This is a genomic window from Micromonospora sp. NPDC000121 (assembly GCF_042899165.1).
Lineage (GTDB): Bacteria > Actinomycetota > Actinomycetes > Mycobacteriales > Micromonosporaceae > Micromonospora.
The window spans coordinates 79,255-99,940 of the sequence record NZ_JBIAZP010000008.1 but is presented as its reverse complement, the minus strand read 5'-3'; the positions used below and the strand labels follow the sequence as shown (position 1 = coordinate 99,940).

At 74.2% G+C, this 20,686-nt stretch carries 23 protein-coding genes; 11 read left to right on the top strand and 12 right to left on the bottom strand.

Annotated elements, in window-relative coordinates; all coding sequences use genetic code 11:
* Window positions 1-30: 30 nt before the first annotated feature.
* Window positions 31-1,290, bottom strand: a complete 1,260-nt coding sequence (locus ACFY23_RS22430) for a transposase (RefSeq protein WP_350819539.1) — start codon at window positions 1,288-1,290, stop codon at window positions 31-33.
* A 48-nt stretch (window positions 1,291-1,338) separates the two neighbouring features.
* Between ACFY23_RS22430 and ACFY23_RS22425 the strand changes: the two genes are divergently transcribed.
* A complete protein-coding gene (locus tag ACFY23_RS22425; RefSeq protein WP_350684201.1) occupies window positions 1,339-1,842 on the top strand; it encodes a DinB family protein in 504 nt (167 codons plus the stop codon).
* A 98-nt stretch (window positions 1,843-1,940) separates the two neighbouring features.
* On the opposite strand, the gene ACFY23_RS22420 is transcribed toward ACFY23_RS22425, so the two are convergent.
* The 3 genes from ACFY23_RS22420 to ACFY23_RS22410 are packed head-to-tail and all read right to left on the bottom strand — an operon-like array spanning window position 1,941 to window position 4,494.
* Complete coding sequence (locus ACFY23_RS22420; protein ID WP_350684199.1) at window positions 1,941-2,693, bottom strand: SHOCT domain-containing protein; 753 nt, start codon at window positions 2,691-2,693, stop codon at window positions 1,941-1,943.
* 53 nt (window positions 2,694-2,746) lie between these two features.
* Window positions 2,747-3,427 (bottom strand): ABC transporter ATP-binding protein, encoded by a 681-nt coding sequence (locus ACFY23_RS22415; RefSeq protein WP_350684198.1) that lies wholly within the window; start codon window positions 3,425-3,427, stop codon window positions 2,747-2,749.
* Window positions 3,424-4,494: an ABC transporter permease gene (locus ACFY23_RS22410; protein WP_350684197.1), complete on the bottom strand. Its 1,071-nt coding sequence runs from the start codon at window positions 4,492-4,494 to the stop codon at window positions 3,424-3,426. The genes ACFY23_RS22415 and ACFY23_RS22410 overlap by 4 nt, the downstream gene beginning before the upstream one ends.
* A gap of 179 nt (window positions 4,495-4,673) precedes the next feature.
* Here ACFY23_RS22410 and ACFY23_RS22405 point away from each other — a divergent pair, with 179 nt between their 5' ends.
* Window positions 4,674-5,870, top strand: a complete 1,197-nt coding sequence (locus ACFY23_RS22405; protein ID WP_350684196.1) for a sensor histidine kinase — start codon at window positions 4,674-4,676, stop codon at window positions 5,868-5,870.
* The gene (locus ACFY23_RS22400) at window positions 5,867-6,499 is read left to right on the top strand and encodes a response regulator transcription factor (protein ID WP_350684195.1); all 633 of its coding nucleotides are present in this window, start codon (window positions 5,867-5,869) and stop codon (window positions 6,497-6,499) included. Before ACFY23_RS22405 ends, ACFY23_RS22400 begins: the two co-directional genes overlap by 4 nt.
* Before the next feature lie 62 nt (window positions 6,500-6,561).
* Here the strand turns inward: ACFY23_RS22400 and ACFY23_RS22395 are convergent, their stop codons facing one another.
* Entirely contained in the window at window positions 6,562-7,776 is a 1,215-nt protein-coding gene (locus ACFY23_RS22395) for an MFS transporter (RefSeq protein ID WP_350684194.1), read from the bottom strand.
* Window positions 7,777-7,845: 69 nt separating this feature from the next.
* Here ACFY23_RS22395 and ACFY23_RS22390 point away from each other — a divergent pair, with 69 nt between their 5' ends.
* The 4 genes from ACFY23_RS22390 to ACFY23_RS22375 all read left to right on the top strand — a co-directional run bounded on the left by ACFY23_RS22390 (window position 7,846) and on the right by ACFY23_RS22375 (window position 10,003).
* Complete coding sequence (locus tag ACFY23_RS22390; RefSeq protein ID WP_350684193.1) at window positions 7,846-8,343, top strand: MarR family transcriptional regulator; 498 nt, start codon at window positions 7,846-7,848, stop codon at window positions 8,341-8,343.
* Window positions 8,344-8,402: 59 nt separating this feature from the next.
* On the top strand, window positions 8,403-8,921 hold the full coding sequence (locus tag ACFY23_RS22385; RefSeq protein ID WP_350819541.1) for a DUF2087 domain-containing protein: 519 nt from the start codon (window positions 8,403-8,405) through the stop codon (window positions 8,919-8,921).
* A gap of 66 nt (window positions 8,922-8,987) precedes the next feature.
* On the top strand, window positions 8,988-9,500 hold the full coding sequence (locus ACFY23_RS22380) for a GNAT family N-acetyltransferase (protein ID WP_350684945.1): 513 nt from the start codon (window positions 8,988-8,990) through the stop codon (window positions 9,498-9,500).
* Window positions 9,501-9,571: 71 nt separating this feature from the next.
* Entirely contained in the window at window positions 9,572-10,003 is a 432-nt protein-coding gene (locus ACFY23_RS22375) for an Hsp20/alpha crystallin family protein (RefSeq protein WP_350684946.1), read from the top strand.
* A gap of 48 nt (window positions 10,004-10,051) precedes the next feature.
* Here the strand turns inward: ACFY23_RS22375 and ACFY23_RS22370 are convergent, their stop codons facing one another.
* A complete protein-coding gene (locus ACFY23_RS22370; RefSeq protein ID WP_350684947.1) occupies window positions 10,052-11,056 on the bottom strand; it encodes a WYL domain-containing protein in 1,005 nt (334 codons plus the stop codon).
* 216 nt (window positions 11,057-11,272) lie between these two features.
* On the opposite strand from ACFY23_RS22370, the gene abc-f reads away from it, so the two are divergent.
* Window positions 11,273-12,910, top strand: a complete 1,638-nt coding sequence (gene abc-f, locus ACFY23_RS22365) for a ribosomal protection-like ABC-F family protein (protein WP_350684948.1) — start codon at window positions 11,273-11,275, stop codon at window positions 12,908-12,910.
* A 47-nt stretch (window positions 12,911-12,957) separates the two neighbouring features.
* Window positions 12,958-13,956 carry a tyrosine-type recombinase/integrase gene (locus tag ACFY23_RS22360; protein WP_350684949.1) on the top strand — a complete coding sequence of 333 codons (999 nt, stop codon included), beginning with the start codon at window positions 12,958-12,960 and terminating at the stop codon, window positions 13,954-13,956.
* A gap of 97 nt (window positions 13,957-14,053) precedes the next feature.
* On the opposite strand, the gene ACFY23_RS22355 is transcribed toward ACFY23_RS22360, so the two are convergent.
* Window positions 14,054-14,425: a VOC family protein gene (locus tag ACFY23_RS22355; RefSeq protein ID WP_350684950.1), complete on the bottom strand. Its 372-nt coding sequence runs from the start codon at window positions 14,423-14,425 to the stop codon at window positions 14,054-14,056.
* Between the two features lie 105 nt (window positions 14,426-14,530).
* On the opposite strand from ACFY23_RS22355, the gene ACFY23_RS22350 reads away from it, so the two are divergent.
* Window positions 14,531-14,989: a hypothetical protein gene (locus ACFY23_RS22350; protein WP_350684951.1), complete on the top strand. Its 459-nt coding sequence runs from the start codon at window positions 14,531-14,533 to the stop codon at window positions 14,987-14,989.
* A 4-nt stretch (window positions 14,990-14,993) separates the two neighbouring features.
* Here the strand turns inward: ACFY23_RS22350 and ACFY23_RS22345 are convergent, their stop codons facing one another.
* The 5 genes from ACFY23_RS22345 to ACFY23_RS22325 all read right to left on the bottom strand — a co-directional run bounded on the left by ACFY23_RS22345 (window position 14,994) and on the right by ACFY23_RS22325 (window position 20,185).
* Entirely contained in the window at window positions 14,994-15,707 is a 714-nt protein-coding gene (locus ACFY23_RS22345; protein WP_387037578.1) for a thymidine kinase, read from the bottom strand.
* A 58-nt stretch (window positions 15,708-15,765) separates the two neighbouring features.
* Window positions 15,766-17,154 (bottom strand): MFS transporter, encoded by a 1,389-nt coding sequence (locus ACFY23_RS22340; RefSeq protein WP_350684952.1) that lies wholly within the window; start codon window positions 17,152-17,154, stop codon window positions 15,766-15,768.
* A gap of 16 nt (window positions 17,155-17,170) precedes the next feature.
* A complete protein-coding gene (locus ACFY23_RS22335) occupies window positions 17,171-17,938 on the bottom strand; it encodes a glycerophosphodiester phosphodiesterase (protein ID WP_350684953.1) in 768 nt (255 codons plus the stop codon).
* Window positions 17,939-18,134: 196 nt separating this feature from the next.
* Window positions 18,135-18,779, bottom strand: a complete 645-nt coding sequence (locus ACFY23_RS22330) for a response regulator transcription factor (protein WP_350684960.1) — start codon at window positions 18,777-18,779, stop codon at window positions 18,135-18,137.
* Window positions 18,780-18,820: 41 nt separating this feature from the next.
* Complete coding sequence (locus ACFY23_RS22325; protein WP_350684954.1) at window positions 18,821-20,185, bottom strand: sensor domain-containing protein; 1,365 nt, start codon at window positions 20,183-20,185, stop codon at window positions 18,821-18,823.
* A 116-nt stretch (window positions 20,186-20,301) separates the two neighbouring features.
* On the opposite strand from ACFY23_RS22325, the gene ACFY23_RS22320 reads away from it, so the two are divergent.
* Entirely contained in the window at window positions 20,302-20,658 is a 357-nt protein-coding gene (locus tag ACFY23_RS22320) for a hypothetical protein (RefSeq protein ID WP_350684955.1), read from the top strand.
* Window positions 20,659-20,686 lie beyond the last annotated feature (28 nt).

Sequence of the window (20,686 nt, the reverse complement as noted above, 5' to 3'; positions counted from 1 at the left end):
ACACAATGCCCCTTTGACATCCTCCCCCGCCTAAAGGCGGGGGATTCCCACCCTCACGGGTTGGGGTTCCTGGTTCACCGCAGACCGCACGAAAGGTTGCCCCTCGTGTCTGACGTCCGCTCCGCAGGCGTTTTGCGTCTCGACCAGCCCGGCCGCGACAGCGATGTTCTTTGCGGCGTTGACGTCCCGGTCATGCCGGGTGCCGCAACCCGGACACGCCCAGTGGCGTGTGCCGAGGGAAAGCTGGGCGAGCAGGTGCCCGCACGCCGAGCAGGTCTTCGACGACGGGTACCAGCGATCCACGACGGCGAGGGTGCGGCCGTCGCGGTGCGCCTTGTAGGTGAGCAGAGCGCGGAACTCGGCCCAGCCGGTACGCGAGATGGCTTTGGCGAGGGACCGGTTGCGGACCATGTTCGCCACCGCCAGATCCTCTATCGCGATGGCGGCGAACCGGCGCGCCAGGGTGGTGGACTGCTGGTGGAGGAAGTCCCGGCGGGCGTCGCGTACCCGCGAATGCGCGCGCGCCACCCTTTGCCTGGCCTTGGCGCGGTTGGCCGAGCCCTTCTGCCGGCGGGCCATCATCCGCTGATACCGCTTGAGTCGGCGTTCCCGACGCTCCATGTGCCTCGGGTGGGGGATGCGTTCGCCGGTGGACAGCACCGCGAAGTCGCTCAGGCCGAGGTCCACGCCCACCACCCCGTCCGTCGGTTGGGGTGCGGCGGGTGTGTCGATGTCGACGGCGAAGGTCACGAACCAGCGGCCGTCCGGGTCACGCGTCACCGTCACCATCGTTGGATCCAACCCGGTCACATCCACGTCGGGCCACGACCACACGAACCGCAGCACACCGGGCGTCTTCCCCAACGACAGGTTGCCGTCACGAAGGCGGAACGCCGACCGGGTGTAGGAGGCGGACTGGCGGCCGTGCCGCGACTTGTAACGCGGATACCGGGCCCGCTTGGCGAAGAACGCCGTCATCGCGGCGTGCTGATGCCGCAAGGTCTGCTGCAACGGCACCGACGACACCTCACCCAGAAACACCAGATCGGGCTGCCTCTTCATCTCCGTCAACGCACGATCCGTCTCCGCGTAGGAAGTGGATCTCCGCTCGGTGTGCCACCGGGCATGACGGGCAGCGAGAGTGCGGTTCCAGACGACACGTACACACCCGAACGTGCGGTTCAGCACCGCCGCCTGCTCCGGCGTCGGGTACGCCCGACACCTGTACGCCGTCCGCACAGAACCAGTCATACCAGAAAGGACAGTCATGGCTGACAACGCATCCGCCATTCCTCCCCGCCCTGAAGGACCGGGCGTCCTGGCGGTGATCCGGTGACGATGCCGTTTCCCTCGCCGACCGTTCCGGCCGCCAACCGCACCGAGGTGTTCCTGCGCTACCTCGACTACTTCCGGGAGAGTGTGCTGGCCAAGGTGTCCGCGCTGCCGGAGGAGGAGCTGCGCCGCAGCCGGCTGGCGTCGGGCTGGACCCCGCTGGAGTTGGTCAAACACCTCCGCTATGTGGAGCTGCGTTGGATCGAGTGGGGGTTCCAGGGTCGCGACGTCGCGCGGCCGTGGGGCGACCGGCGGGGCGACGCGTGGCACGTGGCGCCGGAGGAGAGCCGCGCCGACCTGATGGCCGCGCTGCGCGCGCAGGGCGCACACACCACGGCGGTGGTGACGGGCAGCGATCTGGCGGCGGTCGGCGCGCCGGGCCCGCGGTGGGACGGCGCCGATCCCGCGACGCTGGAACGGGTGCTGTTCCACCTGGTCCAGGAGTACGCCCGCCACCTCGGGCATCTGGACATCGTCGCCGAGCTCGCCGGCGGCCCGACCAGTGAGTGACCCGGCCTCGGGCGGGGCGACTCCCACGGTCGCGGGCCGGCCCGCGTGTGTCGGAGCCGGCCGGTGTCGAGGCAGGCGGGGAGCCGGGCCTGGTCAGGTCAGGGCAGGTCGGTCAGGATCCTGCGCTTCTGCGCGGCGAACTCGTCCTCGGTCAGCGCCCCGGCCAGGTGCAGCTGGTGCAGTTTGGCCAGCCGGTCCAGGGGGTCGGCACCGAGGTCACCCGTGGTGTCCAGCGCGTCGCCCAGCACGAAGCGGCGCCGGTCGGCGGGGTCGTAGCGTACGGCGAAGCGCTGGCCTCGGCGCGGCGCGTCCAGGCGGGAGACGATCAGGGCCGTTTCGCCCGTGAACGAGGCGGAGCCGTCCGACGGACTGATGCGCAGAGTCAGCCGTACCCGTGGGTTGTCGTTGACCGTCATCCCGGTGTCCCGCACGTCGGTGACGGTGCCGACCGCCTCGGCGCCCTCGGCGGCCAGGCGCGCCGCCGTGCCGCGCCGGCGCAGTACGAACGGCAGGACGGCGAGCGGCACCAGGATCATCGTGCCGAAGATGCCGGCGAGCAGGAACGGCATTCCCCGCTCGGTGGCGGGCAGTTCCGCGGCGGCCCAGAGCGCCGCGCCGGTGAGCGCCAGGAAGAGGCCGGGGAGCGCCAGGCCGGCTCCGGCGATCACCGCGATGACGACCCCGATGATCCCACCGAACAGGGCACCCAGGTATCCCGGCGCCTGCGGCGGGCACGGCGGCTGACCGACGTCGCCGCAGGTGCCGATCAGCAGCAGGCCGTGGATGGCCCAGGCGACGGCGACGCAGCCGGCGGCGCCCACGACGTGGGCGATGATCTTCCGGATCGACATGGCCGCATGGTAGACGCCGGCCACGTGCCCCCGGCCGCCTCCCGGGGGATGGGTCAGGTCCGGGTCGGTACGTGCAGGCGGCCGTCGACGATCTCGGCGACCTCGTCGACGCGGTCGAGGTGGCCCAGGTCGTGGGTGACCAGGACGGTGGCGGTGCCGCGCTGCCGGGTGAGTTCGGTGATCAGGTCGACGATCGCCGCGCCGCGCTCGTGGTCCAGCGCGCTGGTGGGCTCGTCGACGAGAAGCACCGCCGGGTCGTTCATCAGGGCGCGGGCGATGTTGACCCGCTGGCGTTGCCCGCCGGAGAGCTGGTGCGGACGGCGGTCGGCCTGACCGGTCAGTCCCACCGCGGCCAGCAGGCGGGCGGCGCGGTCGCGGCCGGCGCGGTGGGAGCCGCCGGAGAGGTGGGCGATCACCGCCAACTGTTCGGCGGCGGTCAGCGAGGCGATGAGGTTGGGCTGCTGGAAGACGATCCCGACCTTCGCGCGTCGCAGGGCGGTCGTCTGCCGCCGGCTGAGGCCGGTGGTGTCGGTGCCGGCGATGACGACCCGGCCCGAGTCGGGGGTGATCAGGGTGGCGGCCACCGCCAGCAGGCTGGACTTGCCGGACCCGGACGGGCCGATGACGGCGGTGGTGGTGCCGGCGGGCACGCTCAGGCTGACGCGGTCGAGCGCGGTCAGCCGGGCGTCCCCGTCGGGGTAGGTCAGCGTGACGTCGGACAGGTCGAGGCTCATCGGGCGCTCCCCAGGGCGGTCAGCGGGTCGACGGAGGTGATGCGGCGTACGGAGAGGGCGGCGCCGGCCGTGCCGAGCGCGATCGTCACGGTGGCCGGCAGCAGGACGGATCCGGCGGTCAGCGCGAACGGCACGGCGCCGGCCGCCGCGGCGCCGATCGCCACGGCCAGCCCGGTGCCGACGGTCGTGCCGGCGAGCAGCAGCGCCAGGGCCTGCCCGAGGGCGTCGCGCAGCAGGTGGCCGGTGGTGGCGCCGAGCGCCTTCAGCACGGCGATGTCGGGGGCGCGCTGGATGGTCCACACGGTGAAGAACGCGCCGATGACCAGGGCGGAGATCACGAACAGCATGCCGCGCATGAGCTGGAGCGAGCCGTTCTCGGCGGTGTGCGAGCCGATCGCGGACAGCGCCGCCGAGCGGGTCACGGTGCGGGTGTCCAGCTCCCGGTCGGCGGCGGCCAGGTCGGCGTCGCGGGCGGTGGTCAGCGCGATGACGGTGGCGGAGTCGTCGGCCGCGCCGGGCGCCAGCCGCTGCCAGTCGGCCAGGTCGGTCCAGATGACCGGGGTGTGGCTGTGGGAGGCGTCGCCGGCCACCGCCGCGACGGTCAGCCGCCGACCGCCGGCGAGCACGTCCTGGCCCGGTCGGACGGCCAGGGCCTCGGCCGCGCCTTCGGACAGCACGGCCTGCCCGGCGGCGACGGCGCCGGGGGCCAGGTGCGAGTCGGACGCGACGCCGAACGCGGACAGCGCGGCGGTGCGGTCGCCGGCGCTGACCCTGGTGGTGGTGATGCCGAGGGGGGCGGCGCTGCGCACCCCTGGGACGTCCCGCCAGCGCAGCCACTGCTGCCGGGTGACGGTCGACTCGGTGAAGGAGAGCTTCTGCCCGTCGGCCGGGGCGGAGAACACCAGGTGGTCGGCGGGCAGGTCGGTGATCGCCGAGGTGCTGTCCCGGCCCAGCCCGGCGGTCAGGCCGGACAGCAGGACGACCAGCAGCGTCATCAGCGTCACGACCGTTCCCATCAGGGCGAACCGGCCCTTGGCGAACCGCAGATCTCTCCACGCGACGAACACGAGCGCAGCAACCTTCCGTTGGTGGGCGGGGCCGCGGCGGCGGCCCGGCACCAACCCTCGCCCGCCGCACGCCGGCCGGCATCGCGCCGCGGATCGGGTCCTCGGCGTCGAAGTGCGCACGTCAGGATCAACCCTTTGGTTGATGGCGGCGGCCGTGCGCGCCCTAGCCTGGAGTCATCGTGAACCCGGAATCCCTCGCCCGACCGCTGCGGGTGCTGCGCGTCTGCCTGCACCTGCTGGTCGGGGGTCTGCTCGTGGTGGTCGCCGCACGCGCCCTGGTGGGGGCGGCGCCGCACCGCGCCGCCGTGCTCGCCGCGTCGGCGTCGCTGGCCGTCGGCTACGCCGTCGGTGCCGCCTTGCCGCCGGTGCGCCGGTCCCGTCGTGCGGCGGCGGCGTGGCTGGCGGCGCTGACCGCCGGGTGGCTGGTGCTGCTCGGTCTGACCCCGGACGGGGTGTGGCTCGCGTTCCCCCTGTTCCTGCTGCACCTGCACCTGCTGCCGGTCCGGTGGGGGATCGTCGCGGTGGTGGTGACGACCGTGGCGGCGGTCGGCGGCGTGGTCGGGCACCAGGGGGGCGTCACGCCGGGCGCGGTGCTCGGTCCGGTCCTCGGCGCCGCCGTGTCCGTCGGCACGGTGCTGGGCTACCAGGCGCTGTACCGCGAGAGCGAACACCGCCGGCGGTTGATCGAGCAGCTGACCGCCACCCGTACCGAGCTGGCCGCCGCCGAGCACGCCGCCGGCGTCCTGGCCGAACGTGAACGCCTGGCCCGCGAGATCCACGACACCCTCGCGCAGGGGCTGTCCAGCATCCAGCTGCTGCTGCGGGCCGCCCAGCGGGCCCTGCCCGAGCGGGTGGACGTCGCCGGCGACCACGTCGAGCAGGCCCGCCGGACGGCGCAGGACAACCTGGTGGAGGCCCGTCGGTTCGTGCGCGCCCTGGCTCCGCCCGGTCTCGACGGCGGCTCGCTGCCGGCGGCGCTGCGGCGGCTGTGCGCCACGACCGCCGCCCGGTCGGGGCTGGCGGTGCACTGTGACCTGGACGGGCCGGCGGTGCGCCTGCCGACCCCGCACGAGGTGGCCCTGCTGCGCATCGCCCAGTCCGCGTTGGCCAACACCGTACGCCACGCCGGGGCCACCCGGGTCGAGGTGGCGCTGCGACACCGGGACGACGGCGTCGTCCTGGCCGTGGCCGACGACGGCCGCGGCTTCGACCCCGGCGCCGTCGCCGGTCGCGGTGACGGCGGGTTCGGGCTGGCGGCGATGCGGGCGCGGGCCGAGGAACTGGGTGGCACGCTGACCGTGGAGTCGACGCCCGGCCGGGGCACCACGCTGACCGTCGCCTTCGCCCATCCCGCCGACGGGGCGGCGGGCGCATGAGCGATCCGATCCGGCTGCTGCTGGCCGACGACCACCCCGTCGTCCGGGCCGGCCTGCGCGCCGTCCTCGCCACCGAGCCCGACCTCGAGGTGGTCGCCGAGGCCGCCACCGCCGAGCAGGCCGTCGCGCTCGCCGAACGGGACCGGGTGGACGTGGTGCTGATGGACCTGCAGTTCGGCGCGGGCATGCACGGCGCCGAGGCCACCGCCGCCATCACCGGCCGCGCGGGCAGCCCGGTCGTGCTGGTGCTGACCACGTACGACACCGACGCCGACATCCTCGCGGCGGTCGAGGCCGGCGCGTCGGGGTACCTGCTCAAGGACGCCCCGCCCGAGGAACTCGCCGCAGCGGTGCGCGCCGCCGCGGCCGGGAGGTCGGCCCTCGCGCCGGCGGTCGCCCACCGGCTGATCGACCGGATGCGCGCCCCGGGCACCGCGCTGAGCCGCCGCGAGACCGAGGTCCTCCAGCTCGTCGCCGACGGGCTGTCCAACCAGCAGATCAGCAGCCGGCTGCACGTCAGCCAGGCCACCGTCAAGACGCACCTGGTGCACGTCTACGGCAAGCTCGGGGTCGACTCCCGCACCGCCGCCGTCGCCGCCGCCCGGGCCCGCGGGTTGATCCGCCGCTGACCGGGCGGCGACGGCGAGAGCTGGAGCCGCCGTGCGACCGGATGGGAACGAACCGTGACCGGTCAGCGCGCGGCGACCGCGAGGCCGTCGCGCGGCACCGACGTGAGTCGTCGTACGCCGGGCACGGCGGCGGTGCCGGCGCAGGCAACGAGGACCAGCGCGCCCGCCGTGAGCAGCGGCACCGAGTCGCCCCAGGCGCGCGCCGCGATCGGCGCGAGGGCGTAGCCCAGCGGCATCGCGCCGAGGGAGACCAGCCAGTCGTACGAGGTGACGCGGGCGAGGACGTGGGGCGGGAACTGCCCCTGCACGACGGTCTCCCACACGGGGTTGAGGTAGCCGAGGGCGGCCAGCGCGACGCCGTAGGCGACGACGACCAGCGGGGCGGGCGCGGCGACGGCGAGCAGGGCCAGCGGCGCGGCGTAGCTGGCGAGGCCGAGATTGGCCACCAGCACCGGGCGGCGGGGGCGGATCCGGGCGGCGAGCAGCGAGCCGGCGAGCATGCCGACCGCACCGGCCTGGAGCATCAGCACCCAGACGCCCTCGCCGCCGAGGCGTCCCACGGCGACCGCCGGGCCGAGGGTGGTCAGGACGGCGGCGGCGCCGTTCCAGACGCCGTGGCCGAGCAGGCTGGTCCAGAACCAGTCGCGGCGGCGGACCTCCTGCCAGCCGTGGGTCAGGTCGGCCAGGACGCTGCGTTTCGGCATGGGGACGTGGCGGACCCGGAGGACCGCGAGCAGCAGCGCGCTGAGCGCGAACGTCGCGGCGTCGAGGACGAACGCCCAGCCGGGGCCGGCGGCCCAGATCAGCGCGCCCGCGAGGGCGGGCCCGGCGAGGCGGCTGGCGTTGGCGGTGACGCCCATCAGCGCGTTGGCCTGTTGCCGTTGCGTGGCGTCGACGGTGCCGGCGACCAGGGGTGAGGCGGTGGGCAGGGCGAACGCGCCGGCGGCGCCGCCGACCGCGGCGGCCACCGCGATCACGCCGAGCGACGCCTGGCCGAGGAGTTGGAGGCCGACGGCGAGTTGCGCGACGCAGCGTACGAGGTCGGCGACGATCGCGACGCGGCGGGCGTCGAGCCGGTCGGCGAGCACGCCGCCGAGGGGCAGCAGGAGCAGGCGGGGCACCATCGCGCAGGCCAGCACGAGGGCGAGGGCGCCGGTGGAGCCGGTCGCGCGGAGCACGGCCAGGGCGAGGGCGGCGGGCACGACGGCGTCGCCGACGGCGGAGACGGTGCGGCCGAGGAAGAGCAGCCGGAACGGGCGTACGCGGAGAGGATGCACCGCGACAAGATACTTCGACATCGAATCTTTCGACAACGAATATTTCGGTGTCGGCATATGGTGGGTTCCATGACCGACCGCGACCGCGTCGACCGCCACGTCGAGCGCTGGCTGCCGATCCTGCCGACCCTCGACCCCGACATCGAAGGCGTGGTGAGCCGGATGCAGTTCCTCACCCGGCATCTGCGCGAGGTCAAGGAGCGGACCCTCGTCGACCTGGACCTGCAGGGCCACGAGTACGACACCCTGCACGCCCTGGCCGGCCGAGGAGGCCGGGCCGCGCCGTCGGAACTCGCGCGTGACCTGGCGATGGCGCCCGCCTCCGTCACCGCCCGCGTCGACGCGCTGGTCCGGCGCGGCTTCGTGCACCGGATCCCGTCCACGACCGACCGGCGGCGCGTCGACGTGGAGCTGACCGAGGCGGGTCGGGCCGCCTGGCGCGGCGCCATGGACGTCCGGGGCGCCGAGGAGGACCGCCTGCTGGCCGCTCTCGCCCCGGACGAGCGACGACTGCTGTCCGACCTGCTGCGCCGGGTCGTGCTGCGCGCCGAGGGGTCGGGCGGCTGACCGCCGGGGCGGAAAAATGCCGTGGCGGCGGGCGTAGTGCGGCTGGCAGGGTGGCCGGCATGACACAGGCTCTGGCGGGGGCGCTCGCCGACGACGTACGACGGCGGGTCTTCGCGGCGATCGTCCTGGGCGACGCGGCCGCCCCGGCGGTGGCCGAGCGCACCGGGCTGCCGGCCCGGCAGGTGGTCACCGCGGTCCGGCGGCTCGTCGACGCGGGCCTGCTGGCCGACGGCGACGGCGAGTTGCGGGTGGACGCCGACCGGCTGCGAGCGGCCGCCCGCACGCCCGCGCCGCCTCGGCCGGCGGGCGAGCCCCCGGCGGAGCGGGTGCTGCGCACGTTCCTGCGCGACGGCGTCCTGGTCGGGCTGCCGGCGCAGCGCGGCCGGCGGCGGGTGCTGCTGGCGCACGTGGCGACGTCCTTCGAGCCGGGGGTGCGCTACCCGGAGCGGGCGGTGGACGACGTGCTGCGGCGGTGGTGTGAGGGCGGCGGTTCCGACCACGTGACGCTGCGGCGGTACCTGGTCGACGAGCAGTTGCTGGCCCGGGAGCAGGGCGTCTACTGGCGCATCGGCGGCTGATCGGCTCGACTCCCCTGGTGGATCGGCGCGCGGAAATCCCGTTGCCCCGCCGGTGATGATCGACGGGTGACGACGACAGACTGGGTGGTCGCCCCGGCGCACCCCGACCACCCCGACGCGACGGCCCTGCTTGAGGACTACTACGAGGAGATGGTTCGCCGCTACCACGGCCGCCCGGTCCGCCCGGGCGAGGTCGCGGCGGCGATGGCCGACGAACCGAGCGGCGACCTCACCGAACCCACCGGGTTCCTCCTCGTCGCCCACCGCGACGGCCGTCCGGCCGCGTGCGCCGGCCTGCGGTTCCGACCCGACTGGGCGGAGCTGACCCGGGTGTACGTGCGCCCCGCGCACCGGGGCCACGGTGGCGGCGCGTTCCTGCTCGCCGCCGTGGAGGAGCGGGCCCGCGCGGCCGGCGTCGCCCGGATCCGGCTGGACACCCGCAGCGACCTCGTCGAGGCCCGCGCCCTGTACGCCCGGCACGGCTACCGGGAGATCCCGGCGTACAACGACGACGTCTACGCCGAGCACTGGTTCGAGAAGGTCCTCCAGTTGACTACGGCCGCGCCGCGCGCTAAATAGAGAGGTGGGAAGTTGAGTCACCAAGGCTCAACTTGAGAACCTTCGGCCAGGAGAACCGAGGAGGCACGACGATGCTGATGCGCACCGACCCGTTCCGCGAGATCGACCGGATCACCGAGCAGTTCTTCGGCACCGCCGCGCGCCCCGCGGTCATGCCGCTGGACGCCTACCGCGACGGGGACTGGTTCTACGCGGCGTTCGACCTGCCCGGCGTCGACCCGGACAGCATCGACTGCACGGTGGAGCGCAACGTGCTGACCGTCCGCGCGGAGCGACGCCGGCCCACCGGCGACAGCGTCGAACTCGTCGCCGCCGAACGCCCGATGGGCACCTTCACCCGGCGGCTGTTCCTCGGCGACACCCTCGACACCGACAAGCTCGAGGCCGGCTACGACAACGGCGTGCTGACCCTGCGGATCCCGGTGGCCGAGCGGGCCAAGCCCCGCCGCGTCACCATCACCGCGACGGCCAACGGCAACGGCCGCAAGCAGATCAAGGCCTGAGCGACCCGGCGGGGGCGGGACCGGCCGGTGCGGCCGTCCCGCCCCCGATCACGTCCCGGGACCGGCCGGGCGGCACGCCGCGCGGGGATACAGCGCGGCCAGGGCGTGCGCGGTGGCGGTGAGCCGCTCGCGCAGCTCGGCCGGCGCGAGCACCTCCACCTGCGCGCCGAGCTTGAGCAGCTCCACGTGGCCGTGCTTCACCGACTCGATCGGTACCGTCGTGTGCACCCAGCCGGCCGGGTCCGGCTCGGAGGCGGCCGCCCGCGCCGCGCGGCTCATCGCCGGCGGCAGGACGTACGCCGCCAGCTCCAGCGCGGCCGTCGTCATCCGCACCCGGGCCTCGTCCCGGTACACGCCGCGCTCGTACCGGTCGGCGTGTTCCTGCCAGCAGCGGGCCAGGTCGAAGCCGTCCGGGCGGTCGAACCGTTCGTCGAGGACGGTCAGGTCCAGCACCGCCGCGACCCGGTAGGTGCGCACCTGCCCGCCCGCGTCGGCCACGAGATACCAGCGGCCGGCCTTGAGCACCACGCCCAGCGGGGCCAGCGTCCGGGTCACCTCCCGCGGGGCCTTCCACCGCTGGTAGCGCACCTCGACGCGCCGGTCCTCCCACACCGCCCGGGCCAGCTCGGCCAGGTGCGGGGTGGGTTCGGGTTCCCGGAACCAGGTGGGGGCGTCGAGGTGGAACCGCTGCCGGATCCGCCCGCCCCGGTCGGCCAGCTCCGCCGGCAGCGCGGCGCGCAGCTTCAGCTCGGCGGCGGCGAGCACCGACCCGAGGCCCAGCTCGGCGGCGGGGCCGGGCATGCCGGCCAGGAACAGCGCCTCCGCCTCGCTGGCGGTGAGCCCGGTGAGCCGGGTGCGGTAACCGTCGACCAGCCGGTAACCGCCGGCCGGGCCGCGATCGGCGTAGACCGGCACCCCGGCCGCGCCGAGCGACTCCACGTCCCGGTAGACGGTGCGCACCGACACCTCCAGGGCCTCGGCAAGCTCCGGGGCGGTCATCCGGCCCCGGGTCTGCAGGAGCAGCAGCAGGGCGACCAGCCGACTCGCGCGCACCGACCGACCGTACCGCCCGTCGGCGGCGGTAAACCGGTCGCGGGGACCGTCGAGTCGTGCCAGAATCGGCGGCGTCCGCAGCCGGACTTCGAGGAGGCGACCGGACGATGTGATCCCGCAGGACGCGGCAGGGCAGCGCCCCGCCGCCGCCGGTACCGGCCGTCCGCCCGCCCGGGGTATCGACGGCCCCGCCCGTCACCCTGCGGAGGATCACCCGTGTTGAAGGTCGTGTCCGTCAGCAAGCACTACGACGCCGAGCCGCTGTTCAGCGACGTCGAACTCGTCCTGAACGCCGGTGACCGGGTCGGTCTCGTCGGCCCGAACGGGGTGGGCAAGTCGACCCTGCTGCGGGTGCTCACCGGGGAGGAGCCGCCGTCCGGCGGGCACGTCGCCCTGGCGCCCGGCACCCGGGTCGGCTACTTCGCCCAACAGGTCCCCGACCCGGCCGCCACCGTGGGACGGTTCCTCGCCGCCGGGCTCGGCGAGCTGCACCCCCTGGCGCAGCGGCTGCGCGAGCTGGAACGACGGATGGCCGACGGCGACACCGCCGTGCTGGCCGAGTACGGCGACGCACAGGAGCGGTGGGCGGCGCTGGACGGCTGGCGGGCGCAGGCCCGGCTGACCGAGGTCCGCCAACGCCTCGACGTCGACCACCTGCACGACGACACCCCGCTGCACCGGGTCAGCGGCGGCGAGCAGGCCCGGCTCACCCTCGCCCGGGTGCTGCTGCACGCCCCCGACCTGCTGGTGCTGGACGAGCCCACCAACCACCTCGACGCCGACGGCATCGCCTGGCTCGGCGACTGGCTGGCGGCCTTCCCCGGCGCGGTGCTGGTGGTCAGCCACGACCGGGCGTTCCTGGACCGCACGGTGACCCGGATCGTCGAACTGGACGGCATCCACGACGAACCGCAGAACTACACCGGCGGCTACACCGACTACCGGGCGGAAAAGATCCGCCGCTGGCAGCGGCTGCTGCTGGACTACGAGGCCCAGCAGAAGGACCACCGGCGTTGGCTGGCCGACATCGCCCGCACCAAGGAGCAGGCCCGCGGGGTGGAGGAGACGGTGCGCAGCGGCCTCGGCGCCGACCAGCAGCGCCGCTACGCAAAGAAGGTGGCGAAGAAGGCCAAGGCCCGGGAGCGGCGGCTGCGCCGGCAGATGGACTCGATCCGCTGGCTCGCCGAGCCGCGTACCCGGCCGCCGCTGACGCTGGCGTTTCCGCAGGAGGCCGCCGGCGAGCGGGAGGTGCTGCGGGCGCGGGGCCTGACGCTGCGGGCCGGCGGCAGGGTGCTGCTCGACGGCGTCGACCTGACCGTCCACGCCGGCGACCGGATCCTGCTCACCGGCGCGAACGGCGCCGGCAAGACCACCCTGCTGCGGGCCCTCGCGGCGGAGCACGACCCCGCCGGGGGCGAGGTCACCGCCGCCGAGCAGGTCGCCGTGCTGCCGCAGACCCACGACGCGCTGCGCACCGACGTCACCGTCCGCGACTTCTTCCGCTCCCGCGTGCCGGTGTACGTCGACGACGCCGAGCGGCTGCTCGACGCGCACCTGTTCGGGCCGGACCAGTGGGACGCGCCGCTGCGGGTGCTCTCCGCCGGCGAGCTGCGCCGGCTGCTGCTCGCGGTGCTGGTGAACAGCCCGGCCCGGGTGCTGCTGCTCGACGAGCCGACGAACTTCCTCGACTTCGACGCCCTCGACGTCGTGGAGGAGGCGCTGCGGCAGTTCCGGGGCACCCTGGTGATGGCCAGCCACGACGCCTGGTTCGCCGAGGCGGTCGGTTTCCGCAGGCGTTGGCGGATGGTCGAGCGGCGGGTCGTCGAGGAGCCGGCGGTGGCGCCGATCGCGTAGGGCGCGCCTCCTCCCGTTTGCCAGCCGATGCTGAGAACCTTTTTCACATGCTGTCCCCGAACGCCCCGGCACGGTCCCACCAGTCGCCCCCGCCGGCCCTGCCTGGCGGGTCCACCGACTTCACCGAGGCGTGGCTGCGCAACCGGCGGCTGTCCGAGCACACCCGTGACGCGTACCGGCGGGACGTGGCCGGGTGGCTCGCCTGGTGCGCCGCCCGCGAGCTGGACCCGCTGCACGCGAACTTCCTGCACGTCAACGAGTACGCCCGGGCGCTGGAGGCGACGCTGGGCGCGCGCAGCGGCAAGCCGCTCACCCCGGCCACGGTCGCCCGCCGGCTCTCGGCCCTGTCGAGCTGGTACGACTTCCTGGTCAAGCTGCGGGCCGTGGACGCCAACCCGGTCGCCGGCGCCGACCGGCCCCGCATCGACCGGGATCACTCGGCCACGGTCGGGCTCAGCCCGGAGGAGGTGGACGCGTTGCTCGCCGCCGCCGAGGCCGACACCGGGCCGACCGCCGCCCGCAACCGGGCCGCGATCGCGCTGCTGGCCGACCTCGGGCTGCGCGTCGGGGAGCTGGTCTCGCTCGACCTGACCGACCTCGGCGCCGAGCGGGGCCACCGCAGCGTCCGGTTCGTCGGCAAGGGTGGCAAGTCCCGCCGCCGCGCCCTGACCCCCGGCACCGCGTACGCGGTCGACGCGTACCTGGCCCAGCGGGCCGCCGCCCAGGGCGTGGCGGTGCCCGAGCTGACCGGCCCGCTGCTGGTCACCGCCACCGGGGCCCGGCTGGACCGGCACGCCGTGTTCCGGCTGGTGCGCCGGCTGGCCCGGGCGGCGGGCATCCCGGCCTGGGCGAAGCTGTCGCCGCACTCGCTGCGGCACGCGTTCGCCACCACCGCCCGGGCCGAGGGCGTCCCGCTGGAGGATGTGCAGGACGCCATGGGTCACGCCGACCCGCGCACCACCCGCCGCTACGACCGGGACCGGCACAACCTCGACCGCGACCCGGCATACGCGATCTGGGCGGCCCGGGCCCGCCGCCGCGGCTGACCCTGCGGGGCGCCCCTGGGGGCCACGCGGCGGCGGCGTTTCTCCGCCGCGCCGGCCCTCAGGGATTCCTGCGGCGGCCGCCCCGCCGGCGGCCGGGTCAGCCCTGTGGGCGGGGGCAGATGCAGAACGGCTGCCCGGCCGGGTCGGTCAGCACCACCCACCGGTCGCCGCCGGGCTGGAAGTCCGGCTTCGTGGCGCCGGCGGCGACGAACTCCTTCTCGGCCTGCGCGAGGTCGTCGACGTACAGGTCGAGGTGGTAGCGCTTGCCGGCGTCCTCGTCCGGCCAGGACGGCGGCCGGTACCCCTCGACCAGGCCGAAGCCCACGGCCACGCCCCCGGCGGTGACCATCGCGTACTCCGGCTGGCTGTGGGTGATCTCCCCACCGAGGACGCGCTGCCAGAACGCGGCGTGGGCGGCGGGGTCGGGGCTGTCGAGGTTGACCATGGCGAGGTCGGCGGTGACTGTCATGCCCGGCAGTCTGCCGCGCGTACCTGACACCCACTGTCAGGTATACGGTCTCGACGGGGCCGACTTTTCCTGCGGGCGGACCCGCCGGTTCTCTACGGTCGACAGGTGGGCGCTGAGCAGCCGTGGAGCCGGCCGGCCCGGCGGCGCCGCCCGATGCGCACCGGGCTGGTGTTCGCGGGCGCGGCCGTGCTGCTGTGCTGCGTGGGGGTGGCCGGGCTGGGCGCCTGGAACGTGCAGGTGGTCACGCAGGCCAGCGGCCCGGTGCGGGAGACCGCCGACGGGTTCCTACGCTCGGTCGCCGCCGGCGACACCGACGGCGCGTACGACCGGCTCTGCGCCGACGCGCGCACCCGGTGGAGCCCGATCGGGTTCACCAGTTGGCTGCGCACGCCGCCGGTCGTCAACGGCTACGAGATCCTCGACGTGTCGGTGGCGACGCGCGGCGGCCGCCCGCAGGGCACGGTGACGGTGCGGCTGACCCGGGACAGCGGGCTGACCGAGGAGCGAAAACTGTCGGTGGTGCGGGAGGACGGCGACTGGCGGGTGTGCGGCGACCCGTACTGACGCCTCAGCGGCGCGGGCCGAGTTCCCCGGCCCGGTAGTGCCGCCGGCAGAGCACCTGGTAACGCACCTCGGCGCTGTCCACCGTGTCCCCGATCACGACCTGTTCGCCCTCGCGGACGACCCGCCCGCCGACCACCCGGGCGTTGAGCAGCCCTTCCCGGCCGCACCAGCAGAGCACCTCGACCTGGATGCGGGCGACCTCGTCGGCGAGTTCGAACAGCCGCTGCGCGGCCGGGAACAGGCAGGACCGGAAGTCGGTGGCCAGCCCGAACGCGTACACGTCGACGTCGTAGCTGTCGACCAGCTCGGCCATCTGCTCGATGTGCTCCAGGTTGTAGAAGGACGCCTCGTCGCAGATGAGGTAGTCGACGCGGACCCCCTCGGCCCACGTGTCGCGCACGAGCGCACGCAGGTCGAGGTCGTCGGTGACCTCGACGGCCTCGTGGGCCAGCCCGATGCGGGTGGTGACCTGTGGGCCCAACGAGCGGTCGATACGGGTGGTGACCAGGCCGCGGCGGCCCTGCCGGGCGTGGTTGTGGTTCATCTGCAGGGCCATCGTGGACTTGCCGCAGTCCATCGGCCCCCAGAAGAACTTCAACGCCGCGGCGTGCAGCGGACGGCCGTCCACGCCCCGCGCCGCGGCGCACCCGGTGGGGGAGTCGTCGGGGCCCAGCGGCGGGCGCGCCAGACAGGTCGGGGCGGCGGCGTGGTCGGTCACGGTCGGGCAGCCTAGCCGATAGACGCCCCCCGATCCGGCCGGCGCGGTCGGCGCTGTCTCAGAGCACCCGGGGCGGGGTGTTGCCGGCGGCGACGATCGCCCGGCGGATCGGCACGGCCAGCAGCAGCAGGAACCCGACGACGAAGAAGATCAGCAGGGAGACCAGGCCCACCCGGTACGAGGAGGTCAGCTGGAACACCAGGCCGAAGGCCAACGGGCCGAGCCAGCTGGTGCCCTTGTCGCTGATCTCGTAGAAGCCGTAGTACTCGCCCTCCTTGCCGGCGGGGATGAGCTGGCTGAACAGCGACCGGCTCAGCGCCTGGCTGCCGCCGAGCACCAGGCCGATGGCCGCGCCGAGGACCATGAACGGCAGCGGCGCCTCGGCGGGCAGCCGGAACGCGGCGAGGATCACCCCGGTCCACAGCACCAGGCTGATCAGGACGGTCTTCCAGGCGCCGATGCGCTTGGCGAGGGCGCCGAGCAGCAGCGCGCCGCCGAAGGCGAGGAACTGCACCAGCAGGATGGTCACGATCAGGGTGCTCTGCCCGAGCTTCAGCTCCTCGGTGCCGTACTGGCTGGCCAGGGCGATGACGGTCTGGATGCCGTCGTTGTAGACCAGGAACGCGAGCAGGAAGAACAGCGTCAGCGGGTACGCCTTGATCTCCCGCAGGGTGCGGCCGAGCTGCCGGAACCCGTCGGTGAGCGGGTTGCCGCCGCGCAGCGCGGCGGCGGTGGGGTGCTCCCGCAGCCAGCGCAGCGGCACCAGGGTGAACACCGCCCACCACAGCCCGGCGGACACGATCGACCAGCGGGCCAGGTCGAGGGTGCGCTGGTGGTTGCCCTCCTCGCCGAGCATGCTGACCGCGACCAGGTTGAGCGCCAGCAGCAGGCCGCCGCCGAGGTAGCCCAGCGCCCAGCCGCGGCTGGAGATGCCGTCGCGGTCGTCAGGGCCGCCGAGCTGCGGCAGGAACGAGTTGTAGACCACGACACCGGCGCCGAAGGCGATGTTGGCGACGAGGAACAGCAGCCCGCCGAGCAGGTACCGGTCGCCGGTGACGAAGAGCATGCCGACGGTGGCGCCGGCGCCGGTGAAGGCCGCCGCGGCGAGCAGCCGCTTCTTGTGCGCCGACCGGTCGGCGACGGCGCCGATGACGGGCAGCACGAACACGGTGAGGAACACCGACAGCGACACCAGGTACGGGAAGTACGAGCCGGCGGCGACCTTGATGCCCAGCGGGTACACGTACCCGGAGCAGGTGTCGGCGCCGAGTTCGCAGCCGGCGGCCAGTTCGGTGACGGTGGTCAGGAACGGGCCGAGGAACACGGTGATCACCGTGGTGGAGAAGGCGGACATCGCCCAGTCGTAGAAGTACCAGCCGGTGCGTTCGCGGCGGGTGCTCCCAAAGGCGGGGGCGGCACCGGCCGTGGGGGTGGTGGTCTCGGCCATCGGGGTCCTTCGACGCTCAGGCGGCCCAGTGGCCGCGGCTGCGGTAGACGTCGCGCAGCACGCCGACGTGATCGGTCATGATGCCATCCACTCCAAGATCAAGTAACTCGTGCATCTCGGCAGGTTCGTCGATCGTCCAGACGTGCACCTGCAAACCGAGTCGGTGGGCGTAGCGCAGGAACCGGCGGTCCACCACGCGCACCCGCCCGTACCGCACCGGCACCTGGGCGGCGACGACCGTCGGCGGCGGCCGCAGCGCCCGGCCGGTCAGCGACGCCATCCGCAGCCGGGCCACCCCGCGCATGCCGAGGCTGGTGGCGACCCTGCCCTCGGTGCGGGCCCGCAGCCGGGCCAGCCGGGCGTCGCTGAACGAGGCGAGCAGCACCCGGTCGTCGGCGTTGGCGCGCGCGACGGTGGCCACGGTCGGGTCGACACCGCCGTCAGCCTTGACGTCGATGTTGAACCGCACCTCGGGCCAGGCGTCGAGGACCTCGTCGAGGCGGGGCACCACGGCGGCGCCGCCGACGCGTACCGAGGCCAGGTCCGCCCAGCGCAGGTCGGCGATGCGCCCCGACTCGCCGGTGACCCGCGTCAGGGTGGCGTCGTGGAAGACCACCGCCACGCCGTCGGCGGTGCCGTGCACGTCGGTCTCCACGTACCGGTAGCCGAGCCCGATCGCGCGGGCGAACGCCGCGGCGGTGTTCTCGTCGCCCTCGGCCGCGCCGCCGCGGTGGGCGAAGGCCAGCGGCGCGGGGGCGTCGAGGTAGGGGTGACGCGTCAGCACGCGACGCAGTATGCCGGTCCCGGGTTGCCGCGTGGCGACCAGCCCGTGACCGTCGATGGTCGCCGCGGACCGTTCCTGGATGGCCGCTGCCGACCCGCGGCCGCCCCAGCCACTGCGTCACGGGATGTGACACCCACTGTCTCCTCCGCCGTAGCGGGGAGTCAGGCCCACCGAGGACGGTGCGGACGGGCCGCCGTCAGGCCCTGAGGTAGGTGAGGACAGCGAGCACCCGTCGGTGCTTGGCGTCGTCAGGCGGCAGGCCGAGCTTGGCGAAGACATTGCCGATGTGCTTTTCCACGGTGCTGGCGGAGACCACCAACTGCTCGGCGATGGCCGTGTTGGAATGGCCCTCGGCCATCAGCGCCAGGAGCTGCCGTTCCCGCGTGGTCAGCGACCCCAGGGCGTTGTCCCGGCGCTGCCCGGCCAGCAACTGCGCAACGATTTGCGGGTCGAGCACCGTCGCGCCCCGGGCGACCCGATCCAGGGCGTCCAGAAACTCCTCGACCCTGGCGACCCGGTTCTTCAGCAGGTACCCGACCGCACCGGAGCCGTCCGCGAGCAGATCGCCGGCGTAGGACGCCTCCACGTACTGGCTGAGCACCAGCATGGGGGCGCCGGGCAGCTGCGAGCGGACCGTGATCGCCGCGCGCAAGCCCTCGTCCGTGTAGGTCGGCGGCATCCGCACATCGACAATCGACACGTCCGGGCGGTGTCTGAGCACTGCCTCGACGAGGGCCGGGCCATCACCGACCGCGGCCACCACCTGGTGACCGTCCTCGGCGAGCAGGCGGACCAGGCCCTCGCGTAGCAGTACCGCGTCGTCGGCCAGGACGATACGCAGCGGACCGCGGGCCGCGCGCTCCGGTGGTGGTTCGGGTGGGTTCAGCAGCACGGCAGCTCCGCGGTGATCGTCGTCGGGCCGCCGCGGGGACTGGCGACCCGTAGCCGGCCGCCGGCCGCGTGCAGCCGGTCTTCCAGCCCCCGCAGCCCGTGTCCCTTGTCCAGCGCGGCACCGCCCACTCCGTCGTCCGTCACCCAGACCCGCAGCATCCCCTCACTGTGGCGCAGTCCGACCACACACCGGCTGGCGTGGCTGTGCTTGGCCACGTTGGTCAGGGCCTCGGCGACCATGAAGTACGCGGCCGTCTCGACGGCAGCGTCCAGCCGGCGGTTCAGGGGGTCGGCATCAAGCTCGACGGGCACGGTCGAGCGCGCGGCCAGGGCGGTGAGCGCCGCGCGCAGGCCGCGGTCGACGAGGATCGGCGGGGCGATGCCACGCGACAGGGCCCGTAGTTCGTCCAGCGCCTCCTCGGTCTGGATGATCGCGTCGGCGAGCGCCGCGCGGACGGCCTCCGGCCTGCTGTCGAAGTGGTGCTGGGCGCGGCCCAGTTCCATCGCCAGGCGGACCAGCCGCTGCTGGGGCCCGTCGTGGATGTCGCGTTCGAGCCGGCGAAGCGCGATCGCCTCGGCCGTCACCGCGTCGATGGTCCGCGCGCGAACGGTGTCCCGGTCCTGCTCCGGTCCGCTGATCCTGCCCCGCGACGCGGACGTGTCTCCGCTGAGTCTGCGCCGCAACGCGGACGCGCCAGACAGCAGCGTCTGCCCCAGCCCGGCCTGGGCGGCGACGCACGCCCGGGTCCCCAGCGGCAGGGTGAACAGCAGCAGCAGGCCGACCGCGGTCCCGAAGGCGAGCCGCTCGGCCGGCGACGTCAGCCCCAGACTCAAGGCGATGTGGGACTGGGCGCTGCCCACGGTCAGGGTCATGGGCCGCATCGGCCCGGCGGACGAGTATTGGCCGCGCAGGGCGGACGTGCCGGCACCGAGGCCGACGAACCACCACAGCACCGTCACCACCGAGGTGACCACAGCGACAGGGAGCGCCACCACCGCGTGCGCCACGCCGAGCCACATCCCCGGGCGGGACGCGACGACTGTCTCCTTCGGTCCCCGCCGCTTGCCCACCCTCTTCACCTCGGCGGCTCGGGCACGCACCTTGGCGATCCGCCACCGTTCCACGTCGGCGAACCACCGCACCGGCGCCAGAGCGCCGTCCACGACCGGCGATCCGCCCGGCAACAGCAGACCGACCGCTCCGAGACACAGACCGGCGAGCACCAGCAGCAGGCCGGCCGCGGCGGTCACCGGCGCGGTGAGCAGGTACAGCGACTCCACGATCGTGCGACGCCCCGTGCGGAAGACGAACCTGACGCCCCACCGCCAGCGGAACCAGATCCACCCGCGGCTCACCACCGCTCGGCCCTGGGTCGACCACGGCGACGAATTCCACGCCCGGCCCGCTGGACCGTGTTCATGCCCCATCGTTCCCTGTCCTGGCACAGCGGTTCTGACATCGTGGTTCTGGCGTGGCGGTGCAGACATCACGGCAGGTGGGCACCCAGGTCCCGGCCGGGAGCGCGTCCATCGTATACGCGCACGGTAAGCCGAAGGTCAGCCTGGGCGACAGCATCTGCGCGACCGGCCCGACCGCGGTCAGCGAGTTCCTCGTCGCGCTGGGCGGTACGTGCCGACGCACGCGCTGGCGGATCGCCACCGTGCGCGCGGCCGCCGGAACGGAAGCGCGCGGGTCGACGGTGGAAGCCGAAGGAGAGACCCCCGCCCGCCCCAAGGCCAGCCGCCCTGCCCTTGAAGGTGGGGCAGGCCCCACCTTCAAGTGTCCGGCGTACCCCGGTGACCGGGCGACCGCCGGTGCGAAATGGTGATCGGGAACGGCAACCGCATCACAACCCA